Annotated in this window: 15 protein-coding genes; 9 read left to right on the top strand and 6 right to left on the bottom strand. The window is 69.6% G+C overall.

Annotated features, from left to right (window positions below):
- On the top strand, positions 1–987 hold the full coding sequence (locus tag B7W94_RS17285) for a PHP domain-containing protein (RefSeq protein WP_025105055.1): 987 nt from the start codon (positions 1–3) through the stop codon (positions 985–987).
- Positions 988–999: 12 nt separating this feature from the next.
- Here B7W94_RS17285 and B7W94_RS17280 read toward each other — a convergent pair whose 3' ends face one another.
- The 3 genes from B7W94_RS17280 to B7W94_RS17270 all read right to left on the bottom strand — a co-directional run bounded on the left by B7W94_RS17280 (position 1,000) and on the right by B7W94_RS17270 (position 3,280).
- Entirely contained in the window at positions 1,000–1,950 is a 951-nt protein-coding gene (locus B7W94_RS17280; RefSeq protein ID WP_062766845.1) for a 5'-3' exonuclease, read from the bottom strand.
- Between the two features lie 32 nt (positions 1,951–1,982).
- A complete protein-coding gene (locus B7W94_RS17275; protein ID WP_139833353.1) occupies positions 1,983–2,483 on the bottom strand; it encodes a hypothetical protein in 501 nt (166 codons plus the stop codon).
- Between the two features lie 263 nt (positions 2,484–2,746).
- Positions 2,747–3,280 (bottom strand): hypothetical protein, encoded by a 534-nt coding sequence (locus B7W94_RS17270; RefSeq protein ID WP_139833352.1) that lies wholly within the window; start codon positions 3,278–3,280, stop codon positions 2,747–2,749.
- Positions 3,281–3,514: 234 nt separating this feature from the next.
- Between B7W94_RS17270 and rpsA the strand changes: the two genes are divergently transcribed.
- From rpsA to B7W94_RS17235, 7 genes are all read left to right on the top strand, one after another.
- Positions 3,515–4,969: a 30S ribosomal protein S1 gene (gene rpsA / locus B7W94_RS17265; protein ID WP_025105051.1), complete on the top strand. Its 1,455-nt coding sequence runs from the start codon at positions 3,515–3,517 to the stop codon at positions 4,967–4,969.
- A gap of 144 nt (positions 4,970–5,113) precedes the next feature.
- Positions 5,114–5,965: an ABC transporter ATP-binding protein gene (locus B7W94_RS17260; RefSeq protein WP_085607859.1), complete on the top strand. Its 852-nt coding sequence runs from the start codon at positions 5,114–5,116 to the stop codon at positions 5,963–5,965.
- A complete protein-coding gene (locus tag B7W94_RS17255; protein WP_085607857.1) occupies positions 5,962–7,002 on the top strand; it encodes an aliphatic sulfonate ABC transporter substrate-binding protein in 1,041 nt (346 codons plus the stop codon). The genes B7W94_RS17260 and B7W94_RS17255 overlap by 4 nt, the downstream gene beginning before the upstream one ends.
- Positions 6,999–7,856 carry an ABC transporter permease gene (locus B7W94_RS17250; RefSeq protein ID WP_085607855.1) on the top strand — a complete coding sequence of 286 codons (858 nt, stop codon included), beginning with the start codon at positions 6,999–7,001 and terminating at the stop codon, positions 7,854–7,856. Before B7W94_RS17255 ends, B7W94_RS17250 begins: the two co-directional genes overlap by 4 nt.
- A complete protein-coding gene (gene acs / locus B7W94_RS17245) occupies positions 7,847–9,853 on the top strand; it encodes an acetate--CoA ligase (protein WP_085607853.1) in 2,007 nt (668 codons plus the stop codon). The genes B7W94_RS17250 and acs overlap by 10 nt, the downstream gene beginning before the upstream one ends.
- The gene (locus B7W94_RS17240; protein ID WP_062766824.1) at positions 9,850–11,154 is read left to right on the top strand and encodes an O-acetylhomoserine aminocarboxypropyltransferase/cysteine synthase family protein; all 1,305 of its coding nucleotides are present in this window, start codon (positions 9,850–9,852) and stop codon (positions 11,152–11,154) included. Before acs ends, B7W94_RS17240 begins: the two co-directional genes overlap by 4 nt.
- On the top strand, positions 11,151–11,723 hold the full coding sequence (locus tag B7W94_RS17235; RefSeq protein WP_085607851.1) for a CoA-binding protein: 573 nt from the start codon (positions 11,151–11,153) through the stop codon (positions 11,721–11,723). The genes B7W94_RS17240 and B7W94_RS17235 overlap by 4 nt, the downstream gene beginning before the upstream one ends.
- Before the next feature lie 26 nt (positions 11,724–11,749).
- On the opposite strand, the gene B7W94_RS17230 is transcribed toward B7W94_RS17235, so the two are convergent.
- From B7W94_RS17230 to B7W94_RS17220, 3 genes are read right to left on the bottom strand one after another with little or no spacing between them, the layout of a single operon-like run.
- A complete protein-coding gene (locus B7W94_RS17230) occupies positions 11,750–12,280 on the bottom strand; it encodes a hypothetical protein (protein WP_139833351.1) in 531 nt (176 codons plus the stop codon).
- Positions 12,277–12,792 carry a signal peptidase I gene (locus B7W94_RS17225; RefSeq protein ID WP_253247466.1) on the bottom strand — a complete coding sequence of 172 codons (516 nt, stop codon included), beginning with the start codon at positions 12,790–12,792 and terminating at the stop codon, positions 12,277–12,279. Before B7W94_RS17225 ends, B7W94_RS17230 begins: the two co-directional genes overlap by 4 nt.
- A 36-nt stretch (positions 12,793–12,828) precedes the next feature.
- Positions 12,829–13,386, bottom strand: a complete 558-nt coding sequence (locus B7W94_RS17220; RefSeq protein ID WP_085607847.1) for a hypothetical protein — start codon at positions 13,384–13,386, stop codon at positions 12,829–12,831.
- A gap of 126 nt (positions 13,387–13,512) precedes the next feature.
- Between B7W94_RS17220 and coaE the strand changes: the two genes are divergently transcribed.
- Positions 13,513–14,112, top strand: coding sequence for a dephospho-CoA kinase (coaE, locus tag B7W94_RS17215; RefSeq protein WP_025105041.1), 600 nt, complete (start codon positions 13,513–13,515; stop codon positions 14,110–14,112).
- The last annotated feature ends 5 nt before the right edge of the window (positions 14,113–14,117 follow it).

Raw genomic sequence — 14,117 nt, 5'->3', positions numbered from 1 at the left:
ATGGACCCGGTCGACGCGCTGCTCGAGATCGCTTCGCTGCTGGAGCGCGAGCGGGCGTCGCGCTACCGGGCCAAGGCGTTCCGCCAGGCGGCTGCCACGTTCCAGGATCTTCCGTCCGACGTGCAGGGCGACCCGACGCGTCTCCGCGCAGCCAAGGGCATCGGGGAGTCGACCTTCGCCGTCATCCGCCAGGCGCAGGCCGGTGAGGTGCCGGAGTACCTCGTGGAGCTCCGCGGCGACGTCGAGCCGGAGAAGGTGTCGGTGCTCCGCGGGAAGCTGCGCGGAGACCTGCACGCCCACACCGAGTGGTCGGACGGGACGACGTCCATCGAGGTGATGGCCGCTGCCGCCCGCGCGCAGGGCCACGAGTACCAGGCCATCACCGACCACTCGCCGCGCCTCCGTGTCGCGCGAGGACTCTCGGCGGAGCGACTCCGCGAGCAGATCCCGCAGGTGCGGGCGCAGTCGGGCGACGGCTTCACACTGCTCGCCGGCATCGAGGTGGACATCCTGGAAGACGGAGCGCTCGATCAGGAGGACGCCCTCCTCGCGGACCTGGACATCGTCGTTGCCTCGGTGCATTCCAAGCTCCGCATGGACGGACGGGCGATGACCGCGCGGATGATCGCGGCCGTCTCGCATCCTCGGGTGAACGTCCTCGGACACTGCACCGGCCGGCTCGTCCAGGGCGACCGGGGCACGCGCCCGCCCTCGGCCTTCGATGCTGCCGCGGTGTTCGCGGCGTGCGCGGAGAACGGGGTGGCGGTCGAGATCAACTCGCGCCCCGAGCGTCAGGACCCGCCGGACGAGCTCATCGCGATCGCGCTCGAGGCCGGATGCCTCTTCTCGATCGACTCCGACGCGCACGCTCCCGGACAGCTCTCTCTGCTGGACCACGGCGCCGAACGTGCGGAGCGCGCCGGGGTGCCGGCGTCGCGCATCGTCACGACGTGGGGTCTGTCGCGCCTCCTCGCCTGGGCGGAGTGACGTCCGGCCGCGTCAGCCCTCGGTGATCTGGCTCGCGGCCGCGGTGACCGCGGTGACGGCCCGGGTCATCGAGCTTCCGAGGTTCCAGCGCTCGGCGAGGGCCGTGGCTTCCGCCGCTTCGTCCGGCGTGAGGGCTCGCAGCGCGACATCGGGAGCGGTGATCGGGAGCTCCGTGGCGACGGCGACGACCGTGGGGGCGACATCGAGATACGCCTGCGCGTCGAGGATCTTCGCGCGGATGCCGGCGCTCATGCCCTCGCCCGCTTCCGCGGCTTCCCGGATGCCGACGAGGTCGCCGTGCTTCTGCAGCAGGGTGGCGGCGGTCTTCTCGCCGATCCCGGCGACGCCCGGGAGTCCGTCCGACGCATCGCCGCGCATCGTCGCGAAGTCCGCGTACTGCGAGGGGAGCACCCCGTACTTGGTGACCACAGTGGCGTCCGTCACGACCTCGAGGTTGCTCATGCCGCGCGCCGTGTAGATCACACGCACGTCGCGCTCGTCGTCGACGAGCTGGAACAGGTCGCGGTCGCCGGTGACGATGTCGACGGGCATCGTCGCGTGCGTCGCGAGGGTGCCGATGACGTCATCCGCCTCGTGCTCGGCGACGCCGACGATCGGGATGCCGAGGACCGCGAGCGTCTCGCGGATCAGCGGGATCTGCGCCTCCAGCGGGTCGGGCACTTCCTCGACGTCGGGCGCACCCGCCACGACCTCCACAACGCGGTGCGTCTTGTAGCTGGGGATGAGGTCCACTCGCCACTGCGGGCGCCAGTCGTCGTCCCAGCACGCCACGACGTGGGTCGGCTGATAGGTGGTCACGAGCTTCGCGATCATGTCCAGCAGGCCGCGCGCCGCATTGATGGGGGAGCCGTCGGGGGCTGTCACCTTGTCGGGGACGCCGTAGAACGCGCGGAAGTAGAGGCTGGCGGTGTCGAGCAGCATGAGGCGTTCGGCGCGGGTCATGGATTCAGGGTAGAGCGTGCCCCACGGGGTGCTCAGCAGCCCGCAGCCGCGGGTCGTTCTTCACACGTCCGTGCCACGAGCGCGGTGGTCGCCTCGTAGATGCGGATCTGCCTGGATGCGCCATCGACCGAAAGCTCGCCGGACACCGGGAACCAGCCCCCGCCGACGTCGACCTCCGCCGTATAGGCGACCGTCGTCCTTGTCGTGTAGGTGCCGCGTCGGGTGTAGACGTGGCTCGTGGGGGTCGCGGTGAAGGGCGCTTGGCCGAGCGTCGCCCACGTGCGGCCGCCGTCCGGCGCGGTGGCCGACGTTCCATCGCCGTGGTTGAAGACGACCCGCACGGGTGTGAAGCGCACCGTCACCGGCCGGTCGAGGAGTGTGCCGCTCACCGTGTGTGCCGCGACGGTCGCCACGAAGTTCGTCGCCATCCCCACGACGCCGGCGTTCCCGGGCTCCGCTGTCGTCGTCACGGGGTCCGGCGCGAACCGTGCGAGGTCCTCGATCGTGAGCGGGTGCTCGGACTCCTCCGTCACCCGCACTCCGTACATGCCGCACGACCGGCTCAGCGCTGTGTCCGTCTTGCACGGTTCGCGTTTTGGTTCTGGGGACGATTGATTTCGTTGGGCAGCTGACTGATCGCTCGTCACAGTTCGTTCTTGCTGCGCGCGGACAACTAGCGAGCTATTGCGCGATGCCGTCCATCCGCTATCGAAACCGGCTTGGGGTTGGCCGTTGTCTGGGAGGTCGGCAAACGTCGTCACGGCTAACAGGACCAGAGAAGTGAGCGTGACGCCACCTAGGGCTCGCATTGCAGCGTCTCCGATGAGGTGATCGACGAGATCACAAGGCCCGTGCTCGTGGTGGCAGCGACGAACTCAACATTGACTGGTTGGCGGGGTGGTCGATCGTCTGGCACTGCCGATGTGCCGTCTGGATTCTTCAGCGATACCTCCGAGACGTCCAAGCACAAGTTGGCTGTCACTTCCGAGTCGGCGTAACTCTGGATCTCCATCCGGTCGAAGCCGGAATCGCCTGAGCGAACTATGGCTGCGGCGTGGAGCCGGCTGTAGTTCTCGCGCGCAGAAGTAGCTGCGTCGTCGGCCAGCCAGGCGTAGACCAGTTCAAACGTGGCTGGGTCTTGCAGGTCTGTGCTGTTGGTCGCTTTGGTGTACTCGGCAAAGGTGGCCTCGGCGGCGGCGAAGGCCTCTTCCTCGGAGGCGAAGGCGGGGGAGGGGGTCGGCGTGGGCTCCGGAGTGGGGGCGCAGGCGGACAGGGCCGGGACGCCGAGGGCCAGCACGGCGAGCATGCGGAGAGCGGTGGGCGACATCACCGGGCCACCGTACGCGGAATGGACGGAGCGGCGCCGACGTTATCCACAGAGAAGCTCGCACGAATCCGCTCTTTCGCGGACGGCAACTTCTGATAGCCTGAACTGTCACTCGTGGCGTGTACATGCATGCCCAGGTGACGAACACACCACAATCCACCTGCTGCGAAGCACATCCCGGCCGTGCGCGGCCATGCTCCGCAGCCCGAGTATCCATTCACAAGGACAACCCACTACATGACTACCGCAACGACCGCCCCGGCCACCAAGCAGGTCGCCATCAACGACATCGGATCTGCTGAGGACTTCCTGGCCGCGGTCGAGAAGACCCTGAAGTTCTTCAACGACGGCGACATCATCGAGGGCACGATCGTCAAGATCGACCGCGATGAGGTCCTGCTCGATGTCGGCTACAAGACCGAGGGTGTCATCCCCTCGCGCGAGCTCTCGATCAAGCACGACGTCGACCCCAACGAGGTCGTCAAGGTCGGCGACGAGGTCGAGGCCCTCGTTCTCCAGAAGGAGGACAAGGAAGGCCGCCTGATCCTCTCCAAGAAGCGTGCACAGTACGAGCGCGCCTGGGGAGACGTCGAGAAGATCAAGGAGAACGACGGCGTCGTCACCGGTACGGTCATCGAGGTCGTCAAGGGTGGACTCATCGTCGACATCGGCCTCCGTGGCTTCCTCCCGGCCTCGCTCATCGAGCTCCGTCGCGTCCGCGACCTCACGCCGTACCTCGGCCAGGAGATCGAGGCGAAGATCCTCGAGCTCGACAAGAACCGCAACAACGTCGTCCTGAGCCGCCGCGCGCTGCTCGAGCAGACGCAGTCGGAGTCGCGCACCACGTTCCTGAACAACCTGCACAAGGGTCAGGTCCGCAAGGGTGTCGTCTCCTCGATCGTCAACTTCGGTGCGTTCGTGGACCTGGGTGGCGTGGACGGCCTCGTGCACGTCTCCGAGCTGTCCTGGAAGCACATCGAGCACGCCTCCGAGGTCGTCGAGGTGGGCCAGGAGGTCACCGTCGAGATCCTCGAGGTCGACCTCGACCGCGAGCGCGTCTCCCTGTCGCTGAAGGCGACGCAGGAGGACCCGTGGCAGGTCTTCGCCCGCACCCACGCGATCGGTCAGGTCACGCCGGGTAAGGTCACCAAGCTCGTTCCGTTCGGTGCGTTCGTCCGCGTCGCCGACGGCATCGAGGGCCTCGTCCACATCTCCGAGCTCTCCAGCAAGCACGTCGAGCTGGCCGAGCAGGTCGTGTCGGTGGGCGAAGAGGTCTTCGTCAAGGTCATCGACATCGACCTCGAGCGTCGTCGCATCTCGCTGTCGCTGAAGCAGGCCAACGAGTCGGTCGACCCCAACGGCACCGAGTTCGACCCGGCTCTGTACGGCATGCTCGCCGAGTACGACGAGAACGGCGAGTACAAGTACCCGGAGGGCTTCGACGCCGAGACCGGTCAGTGGAAGGAAGGCTTCGACGCCCAGCGCGAGGCATGGGAGCAGGAGTACGCTGCGGCCCAGGCTCGCTGGGAGGCGCACAAGGCTCAGGTCGCGAAGGCGGCCGAGGCCGAGGCTGCGGCCGGCGACGACTTCGGCGGCCAGTCCTTCTCGAGCGAGTCGGCCGGCGCCGGCACGCTCGCCGATGACGAGGCTCTCGCGGCTCTGCGCGAGAAGCTCTCGGGCGGCAACTCCTAAGCACCACTCCGAAAAGGGTCGTCACCCCGCGTCACGGCGGGTGTGGCGGCCCTTTTCGCATGCCCGGTATCCGGCGGAGCAGCTGCGTGACGCAACGTTACGACCGCATTCGTAACATTCCGGAGCCTCCGACAGCATGGGGACATGACCGCCCTCCTGCCCGCTGCGTCGCGCACCGCTGAGGCCCCGACGACGTCGGGCTCCGCACAACCCGTGCGCTTGGACGGCATCGCGCGGTCGTTCCCGCTCGCTCAGGGGCGACGCGAGGTGCTCCGCGGCATCGACCTGGATATCGCCGCCGGGGAGATCGTCGCCGTCGTCGGTCCGTCCGGGTGCGGGAAGTCGACGCTGCTGCGCCTCATCGGCGGACTGGACACCCCTACGCGCGGGACGATCCGTCTGGACGGCTCCGGTGTCGCCGACGTCGACGAGCGCACGGCGATCGCGTTCCAGGAGCCGCGGCTGCTCCCGTGGCGTACGCTCGCGAAGAACGTCGAGCTCGGTCTTCCCCGGGGCGTCTCCCGCCGCGCCGGACGCGCCCGGGTCCGCGAACTCCTGCAGCTCGTGGGACTCGAGCACGCCGCCGACCAGCGCCCCCGTGAAGTGTCGGGAGGCATGGCGCAACGGGCCTCCCTCGCCCGGGCTCTCGCCAGGAACCCCGGAGTCCTGCTGCTCGACGAGCCGTTCGGCGCGCTCGACGCCCTCACGCGCCTCCGTATGCACGACCTGCTCCTGAAGATCCACGCGGCCGAGCTCACCACGGTGCTGCTCGTGACCCACGACGTGGAGGAGGCGCTCTATCTCGCCGACCGCGTGCTGCTGCTGCGCACCGTCGGCGACGCGGACGACACCGCGTCGTCCGTCGCGCGGACGATCCGCGTCCCTGGCATCCGCCCTCGAGACCGCGCCGACCGCGGCCTCGCCGACCTGCGCGCCGAGCTCCTCGAAGGGCTCGGCGTCGACACGCACCACCACACCCCCGAGGAGACCCGATGAGCACCATCACCCGCCGCATCATCCCTGCGATCGCCGTCGCCGGGACGATGATGCTCGTCGCCACCGGCTGCGTCGCCGGGGAGAACGCGTCCGCCGAGGCCGAGTCCACCCCGGCCGGGAACGGCGAGTGGTCGGCGGACACGCTGTCCGTCGACTTCGCGACCTACAATCCGCTCAGCCTCGTGATCCGCGACCAGGGCATCCTGGAGGACATCCTCGGCGACGACGTCACCGTCGAATGGGTGCAGTCCGCCGGCTCGAACAAGGCCAACGAGCTCCTCCGCTCGGGTTCGGTCGACGTGGGGTCGACGGCGGGCTCGGCCGCGCTGCTCGCCCGCGCGAACGGTTCGCCGATCCAGGTGATCGACATCTTCTCCCAGCCCGAGTGGTCGGCCATCGTCGTCGGGCCCGACAGCGACATCACCTCGGTGGAGGATCTCAAGGGCGCCTCCGTCGCGGCCACCAAGGGCACGGACCCCTACTTCTTCCTCCTCCAGGCCCTGGAGGAGGGCGGGCTGTCGCTGGCTGACGTCGAGGTGCAGAACCTCCAGCACGCCGACGGCCGTGCGGCGCTCGACGGCGGTTCGGTCGACGCGTGGGCGGGTCTCGACCCGATCATGGCCGCCGCGGAGCAGGAGTCGGGCGACAAGCTCATCTATCGCAACGTCGACTTCAACACGTACGGCTTCCTCAACGCGACCGAGGACTTCATCGACAACCACCCCGACCTCGCTCAGGCCGTCGTCGACGCCTACGAGGAGGCGCGTGCGTGGGCGCTGGAGAATCCGGAGGAGACCGCCACCCTGTTGGCAGAGGTCGCCGGTATCGACCTCGAGGTCGCGACCACGGTCATCCAGGAGCGGTCGAACCTCGACGTGGACGGCGTCCCCGGTGATGACCAGCTCGCGGTGCTCGAGAAGATCGCTCCGGTGCTCGTCGAGTCCGGCGACGTCCAGGGTGGGCAGGAATCCGTCGACAAGGCGCTGTCCAGCATCATCAACGACACCTTCGCGACGAAGGCGGGCGCAGGCGAGTGACCGGTCTCGAGGATCGGGTGGTCGTCCCGGCGGAATCGCGGGACGCGCTCGAGTTCGCGAAGGGTGCTCCCCGGCGGGGGACGGGAGGAGCACGGCGTGGTCTGCCGCCCGCCGTACGGATCGTCGGGGGTCTCCTGCTCCCGGCCGCGATCCTCATCGCCTGGCAGGTGGTCACGACGGCCGGCCTCATCGAGCCGTACCGCCTCCCGGCGCCGGCGTCGGTCTTCCAGGCCGGGGTGGAACTCGCCGAGTCCGGACAGCTCTGGACCCACATCGCCATCTCCGTCCAGCGGGTGCTGCTCGGATTCGCGATCGGCTCGGTCGTCGGCCTCGCCGCAGCCGGCATCGTCGGGCTCTCGCGCTGGGGTGACGTGCTGCTCAGCCCGACTCTCGCCGCGGTTCGCGCGGTGCCGTCGCTCGCCTGGGTGCCGCTGCTGATCCTGTGGATGCAGATCGGCGAGGAGTCCAAGGTGACCCTCATCGCGATCGGTGCGTTCTTCCCGGTCTACACGACCGTCGCCTCCGCGCTCCGGCACGTGGACCCGCAGCTCGTCGAGGCGGGACGCTCCTTCAGCCTGCACGGATGGTCATTGTTCCGGACGGTGCAGCTCCCGGCCGTCGTGCCGTCCGTCGTCGCGGGCCTGCGCCTCGCCCTCGCCCAGGCGTGGCTGTTCCTGGTCGCCGCCGAGCTGATCGCCTCGTCCATGGGGCTCGGTTTCCTCTTGACCGACTCCCAGAGCACGGGGCGCGTCGACCGCATCCTGCTCTCCATCGTGCTGCTCGCGCTGCTCGGCACGCTCACCAACGGCGTGCTCGCGCTGCTGGAGAAGTACCTGCTGCGGCGATGGACGTGACGACGACCGAGGCTCGGCTGCAGGAGGAACGGGTCTATCCTCCGTCGCCCGCGTTCCTCGACGCCAACGTGACCGCGGACGCCTACGAGCGCGCGGCCGCTGATCCTCTGGCCTTCTGGGAGGACGCGGCGCGCCGACTGGACTGGGCCGAGCCGTGGACGGCCGTGCACGAGTGGGAGCCGCCCGTCGACGGTGCCGTCCCCGCGGCGCGGTGGTTCCTCGGCGGGCGGCTGAACGTCGCGGTGAACTGCGTGGACCGTCATGTCGACGCCGGACGCGGAGACAAGGTCGCGCTGCATTTCGAAGGGGAGCCCGGCGACCGGATCTCGGTGACCTACGCCGACCTGCAGCGTCGTGTGGCCCAGGCGGCGCACGCGCTGGAAGACCTCGGGATCCGACCGGGGGACCGCGTGGTGATCTACCTCCCCGTGCTCGTGGAGACCGTGGTCGTCACGCTCGCGTGCGCGCGGATCGGAGCCGTCCACTCGCTCGTGTTCGGAGGGTTCTCCGCGGAGGCCGTGCGGTTCCGGCTCGAGGACACCGGGGCGAAGCTGCTCGTCACCAGCGACGGCCAGTTCCGGCGGGGGACGGCGACCGAGGTCAAATCCGCCGCCGATGCCGCCGCTGCGGGACTGCCGGACCTCGAACACGTCCTCGTGCTCCGTCGCACCGGACAGAGCGTCCCGTGGACCGAAGGCCGGGACGTGTGGTGGCACGATGTCGTCGACACGGCTCCCACCGCGCATCGGGCGGAGGCCTTCGACGCCGAGCACCCGCTCTTCATCATCTACACCTCCGGCACGACCGGGAAGCCCAAGGGCCTCGTGCACACCTCCGGTGGCTACCTGACCCACGCGAGCTGGGCGCACTGGGCGCACTTCGACGCCAAACCCGACGACGTCCATTGGTGCACGGCCGACCTCGCCTGGGTCACGGCCCACACCTACGAGATCTACGGGCCGCTGTCGAACGGGCTCACCCAGGTCATCTACGAGGGCACGCCGGACACTCCGCGCCGCGAGCGGCACCTGGAGATCATCGAGCGCTACCGCGTCACGGTCTACTACACGGCCCCGACGCTCATCCGGACGTTCATGACCTGGTTCGGCGACGAGCTGCCGAGCGGCCACGACCTGTCGACCCTGCGACTGCTCGGCACGGTGGGCGAGGCGATCAATCCGGAGGCCTGGGTGTGGTTCCGCCGGAACTTCGGGCGGGAGGAGCTCCCCGTCATCGACACGTGGTGGCAGTCGGAGACCGGCGCCGCGATGATCGCCCCCCTGCCCGGCATCACGCCGCTGAAGCCCGGCTCTGCGTCGGTCCCGCTTCCGGGCATCGACGTCGCGGTGGTCGACGAGAACGGGGACGAGGTGGCGCCGGGCCGATCCGGGACGCTGGTCGTCCGGCGCCCGTGGCCGGGGATCGCGCGGACCGTCTGGGGGAACCCGGAGCGCTACCGCGACGCGTACTGGTCCGCGTACGCCGGCGTGGGCGCGCACGGCGGCTACTACGTCGCCGGAGACGGGGCGGCCCGGGACGCCGACGGGTTCATCTGGATCCTGGGCCGGCTCGACGACGTCGTGAACGTGTCTGGTCATCGCCTCTCGACGATCGAGATCGAGTCGGCGCTCGTGGCGCACGAGACGGTCGGCGAAGCCGGGTCCGCCGGCGTGGCGGATCCTGTCACCGGGCAGGCGGTCGTGGCGTTCGTCACCCCGTCCGGCCGGGCGGAGATCGACGCGCACGCGCTGCGCGATGAGGTCGCCCGCGCGATCGGTCCGGTCGCGAAGCCGAAGCACGTCGTCGTCGTGCCGGACCTGCCCAAGACACGCTCGGGGAAGATCATGCGCCGCCTGCTCGCGCAGCTCTGGGATGCCGAACAGGATCGGCGCGCGGGACGCACTCCGCAGGCCCTCGGCGACACGACGTCATTGCAGAACCCCTGGGCCGTCGATGACATCGCCGGCGCTCTCGCCGCAGAATCGAGGACATCATGACCGAGGACCACCGCTTCGGGTTCCGCACCCGCGCTCTGCACGCCGGCGGCACACCGGACGCCGCCACCGGAGCGCGGGCGGTGCCGATCTACCAGACGACGTCGTTCGTCTTCGACGATGCGGCCGACGCCGGGAACCTCTTCGCGCTGCAGAAGTACGGCAACATCTACTCGCGCATCGGCAACCCCACCGTCGCCGCCCTGGAGGAGCGGCTGGCCTCGCTGGAAGGCGGTATCGGGGCCGTGGCGACCGCCTCCGGGATGAGCGCCGAGTTCATCACGTTCGCCGCCCTCGTGGGCGCGGGCGATCATGTCGTCGCCGCCGCGCAGCTCTACGGCGGCACGGTGACGCAGCTCGACGTCACCCTGCGACGGTTCGGCGTGGAGACGACGTTCGTCAGCTCCTCCGACCCGGCCGACTTCGCCGCGGCCATCCGTCCGGAGACCAAGGTCGTCTACGTCGAGATGATCGGGAACCCGTCGGGCGAGATCGCCGACATCGCGGGTCTCGCCGCCGTCGCGCATGAGGCGGGGGTGCCGCTCGTCGTCGACGCCACGCTGGCCACCCCGTACCTCGCGCGCCCGCTGGAACACGGGGCGGACATCGTCATCCACTCGGTCACGAAGTTCCTCGGCGGTCACGGCACGACCCTCGGCGGCGTGGTCATCGAGAAGGGCACCTTCGACTGGGGGAACGGCAAGTTCCCGCAGATGACCGAACCGGTGGCCTCCTACGGCGGGATCTCCTGGTGGGGGAACTTCGGCGAGTACGGATTCTTGACCAAGCTGCGCTCCGAGCAGCTGCGCGACATCGGGCCGGCGCTGAGCCCGCAGTCGGCCTTCGCGCTCCTGCAGGGCGTCGAGACGCTGCCGCAGCGCATCGACGCCCACATCGCCAACGCCCGGGTCGTCGCCGAGTGGCTGGCCGCCGACCCCCGCGTGTCCTACGTCACCTGGGCGGGGCTGGAAGGTCATCCGCATCACGAGCGTGCCGCGCGGTACCTGCCGCTGGGACCGGGATCCGTGTTCGCGTTCGGGGTCGCCGCCGAGGACGGCCGCGCCGCGGGGGAGGCGTTCATCGAGAACCTGCAGCTCGCGTCCCACCTCGCCAACATCGGCGACGCCCGCACCCTGGTGATCCACCCGGCCTCCACCACGCACCGCCAGCTCACCGAGGAGCAGCTCGTCGCCGCGGGCGTGCGTCCCGACCTGATCCGCATCTCTGTCGGCCTGGAAGACGCAGAGGACATCATCTGGGACCTCGACCAGGCCCTCACCCTCGCGACGGGAGCCCACCGATGAGCACGACCTCCGCCGGCGACGCCTGCGCCATCCCGTCGACCACGGATGCCGCCAGCTGCGCGCTCCCCGCTGCCGTGGAGCCGGGCCGCACCTGGACCGGGCCCTCGCAGCCGCAGCGGTTCGGACTGCTGCGGCGGGCGCGATCGATCGCCATCGTCGGTGCCTCCGGGAATCCGTCACGAGCCTCGTACTTCGTCGCGACCTACCTGCTGTCCAGCACGGCCTACGACGTCTATCTCGTGAACCCGAGGGAGACCGAGATCCTCGGCCAGCCGGTCTACCCGTCGTTGAGCGCCCTGCCCGTGCAGCCCGACATCGTGGACGTGTTCCGTCGTCACGACGACCTCCCGGGGGTCGCGCAGGAAGCGATCGACAGCGGAGCGAAGACCCTGTGGCTCCAGCTCGGCTCCTGGAACGAGGATGCCGCCGCGATCGCGGAGGCGGCCGGGCTCTCGGTGGTCATGGACCGCTGCATCAAGATCGAGCACGCCCGCTTCCACGGCGGCCTGCATCTCGCCGGCTTCGACACCGGGGTGATCAGCTCCCGACGGCAGCTGCTCGCGCGCTGAGGGGTGCCGCGCCCCGCCCAGGAGGCTCAGGTGCAGATCGTGTTCGCCGTGGTGCGCTGCAGCGTCACGGCAACCTGAAGGTCGGTGAGGTGCCAGTCGAGGCTGCGGCCGGTGAGCCGGGGCAACGAGGAGCACGTCCACGCGGGGTCCGGCGTGACGTGGCTGCCCGGGAGCACCCCCGCAGCGGTCCACGAGGTCCACGTCCGGGGAAGGCCCGTCGCCTTCTTCAGATCCACGTCGACGTCGACGTGGTGCGACCCGCCCGGGGCGTTCGTGCTGATGTAGAAGTGGCCGGAGGTGTCGCTGATCTCCTCGTAGCGGATCGCCGTGATCGCGCAGCTGGTGGGAGCGGCCGACGGGCTGCTGTAGGCCTTGCACGTGTTCCCCGCGAACGGCGACAACCATGCCGAGGCGGACGTCACCGTCGCCGTGACCACGGTCCGATCCGTCCACGCCGCGGTGGTGGTCGAGACGCTTCCCTGGGCGACGGCCAGGAAGACGAACGCCATCGCGACCGCGAAGCCGGCCATCGGGGAGACCCGTCGTGCCGGCATCACGTGGTCAGCGGCTTCCGCGCCGGTCGCTCCCCGGGGCTCATCATGCTCAGGCCGAGCAGCCCCAGGAGTCCGAGGAGCAGCGGGACGGCGACGGCGGGCGTGGTCATCCGCATGATGGTGGTCCCCCAACCGGGAAGCTGCACCGCCGGCTTCCAGACATCGCCGGTCACCGGATAGTCGAGAGCGTCGGAGAACTCGTTGTTGTCGCCCTTCATGGTGATCGTGCGCGCGCCGTCGGCGGCTTCGATGGCGGTGATGCGATGGGTCACCAGGGAGTCGGTCAGCGCGCTCCGAAGGCTGACGACGTCACCCACCTCCAGAGAGTCGGCGGGGACCTTCGTGGCGATGAGGAGATCGCCTGTCATGATCCCGGGCTCCATCGAGCCCGAGATCACGACGAGCGGCTGGATGAGCCCGATCGCCGTGGCGCCCCAGACGACGCCGCAGCCCACGCCCGTGGCAGCCAGCGCCCAGAGCACGGGCAGGGCGAGCCGGCGGAGGATCTGCACCACGGTTCGTCTCTTCGTTCTCTGCTGCGGGGCGAGGGGTCAGTTGGTGGCGGTGGCGGAGACCGTGACGAGGATCGTGCCGGTCTTGCCCTGGTTGCTCGTCGGCCAGTCGGCCGGGGTGGTGACGACGAGGTCGAACTCATCGGTCGCCGTGGAGCCGGAGGAGGTCAGCGACGCCGCGAGCCCGGTGACCGTCGCCGTCGGCTTGACCGTGAAGTCCGTCGCCGTGTTGCCGGGGGCGTACTCGACGGTCGAGGTGAGTGCGGCGTTGACGGAGCTGGCGTTCTTCACCCAGAGCTTGATCGTGCGGGTCTCGCCCGGGAGCAGGTTGGCCAGCTTCTCCGCGGGCACGACGAGCTCGATGCTGTTCTTCGCGGCCGACTCCTTCCAGGTGGTCCCGTCGGTGGAACCCTGGAGGTTGAAGGTGGCTCCTGCGGCCGGGGCGCTGAAGAAGGTGTTGTCGGTCCACGCGGCGCTCGTGAGCGCGGCACCGATCCCTCCGGTCGCGAGCACGGCCAGCGCGAACGCCATGATCGGGCGCCGCCGGGAGCGTCGCTCGGTGCGGTCAGGGCGTGCGGGGGCATCCGTGTTCGTCATGGCTTCGACGTTACGCAGCGCACCTCAGGGGACCGTCAAGTCTTCCTCAAGAGGGACCGAAGCTTTCCCGATTGTTCGGCGGCAGCGTCGTGCGCCGCCCTCGGACAGGCGTGGCAGGATGGTCGGATGCCGCTCATCGCTCTCACCGGAGGCATCGCGTCGGGAAAGTCCACCATCGCGAACCGGCTCGCCGAACTCGGCGCGGTGGTCGTCGACGCGGATCGGATCGTGCGCGAGGTGCAGGCGCCCGGATCCGCGGTGCTCGGCGCGATCGCGCGGACGTTCGGTGACGAGGTCATCGCCGAAGACGGGTCGCTCGACCGAGCCGCTCTCGGTGCGACCGTGTTCGCCGATCCGGGCCGTCTCGCACAGCTGAATGCCATCGTGCACCCGGCCGTACGGGCCGAGTCCCAGCGTCGTTTCGACGCCGCCTTCCAGGCTGATCCGGATGCCGTCGTCGTGTACGACGTGCCGCTTCTCGTGGAGGCTCGTGTCGACGACCCCTGGGATGCGATCGTCGTCGCGCATGCCCCGGAGGAGGTCCGTCTCGAGAGGCTCGTGCACCTGCGCGGGATGACGCCCGACGACGCCCGCGGACGGATCGCCGCCCAGGTTCCGGACGACCGACGGCTCGCGATCGCCGACGTCGTGATCGACACCGCAGGATCGATCGCGGACACGCTGGCCCAGACGGACGCGCTCTGGAACCGGCTCCGCGCAAGCTGAAGCGG

The organism is Microbacterium sp. LEMMJ01, from assembly GCF_002114135.1.
Taxonomy (GTDB): Bacteria; Actinomycetota; Actinomycetes; order Actinomycetales; family Microbacteriaceae; genus Microbacterium.
This window is presented reverse-complemented; position numbering and strand designations above follow the sequence as displayed.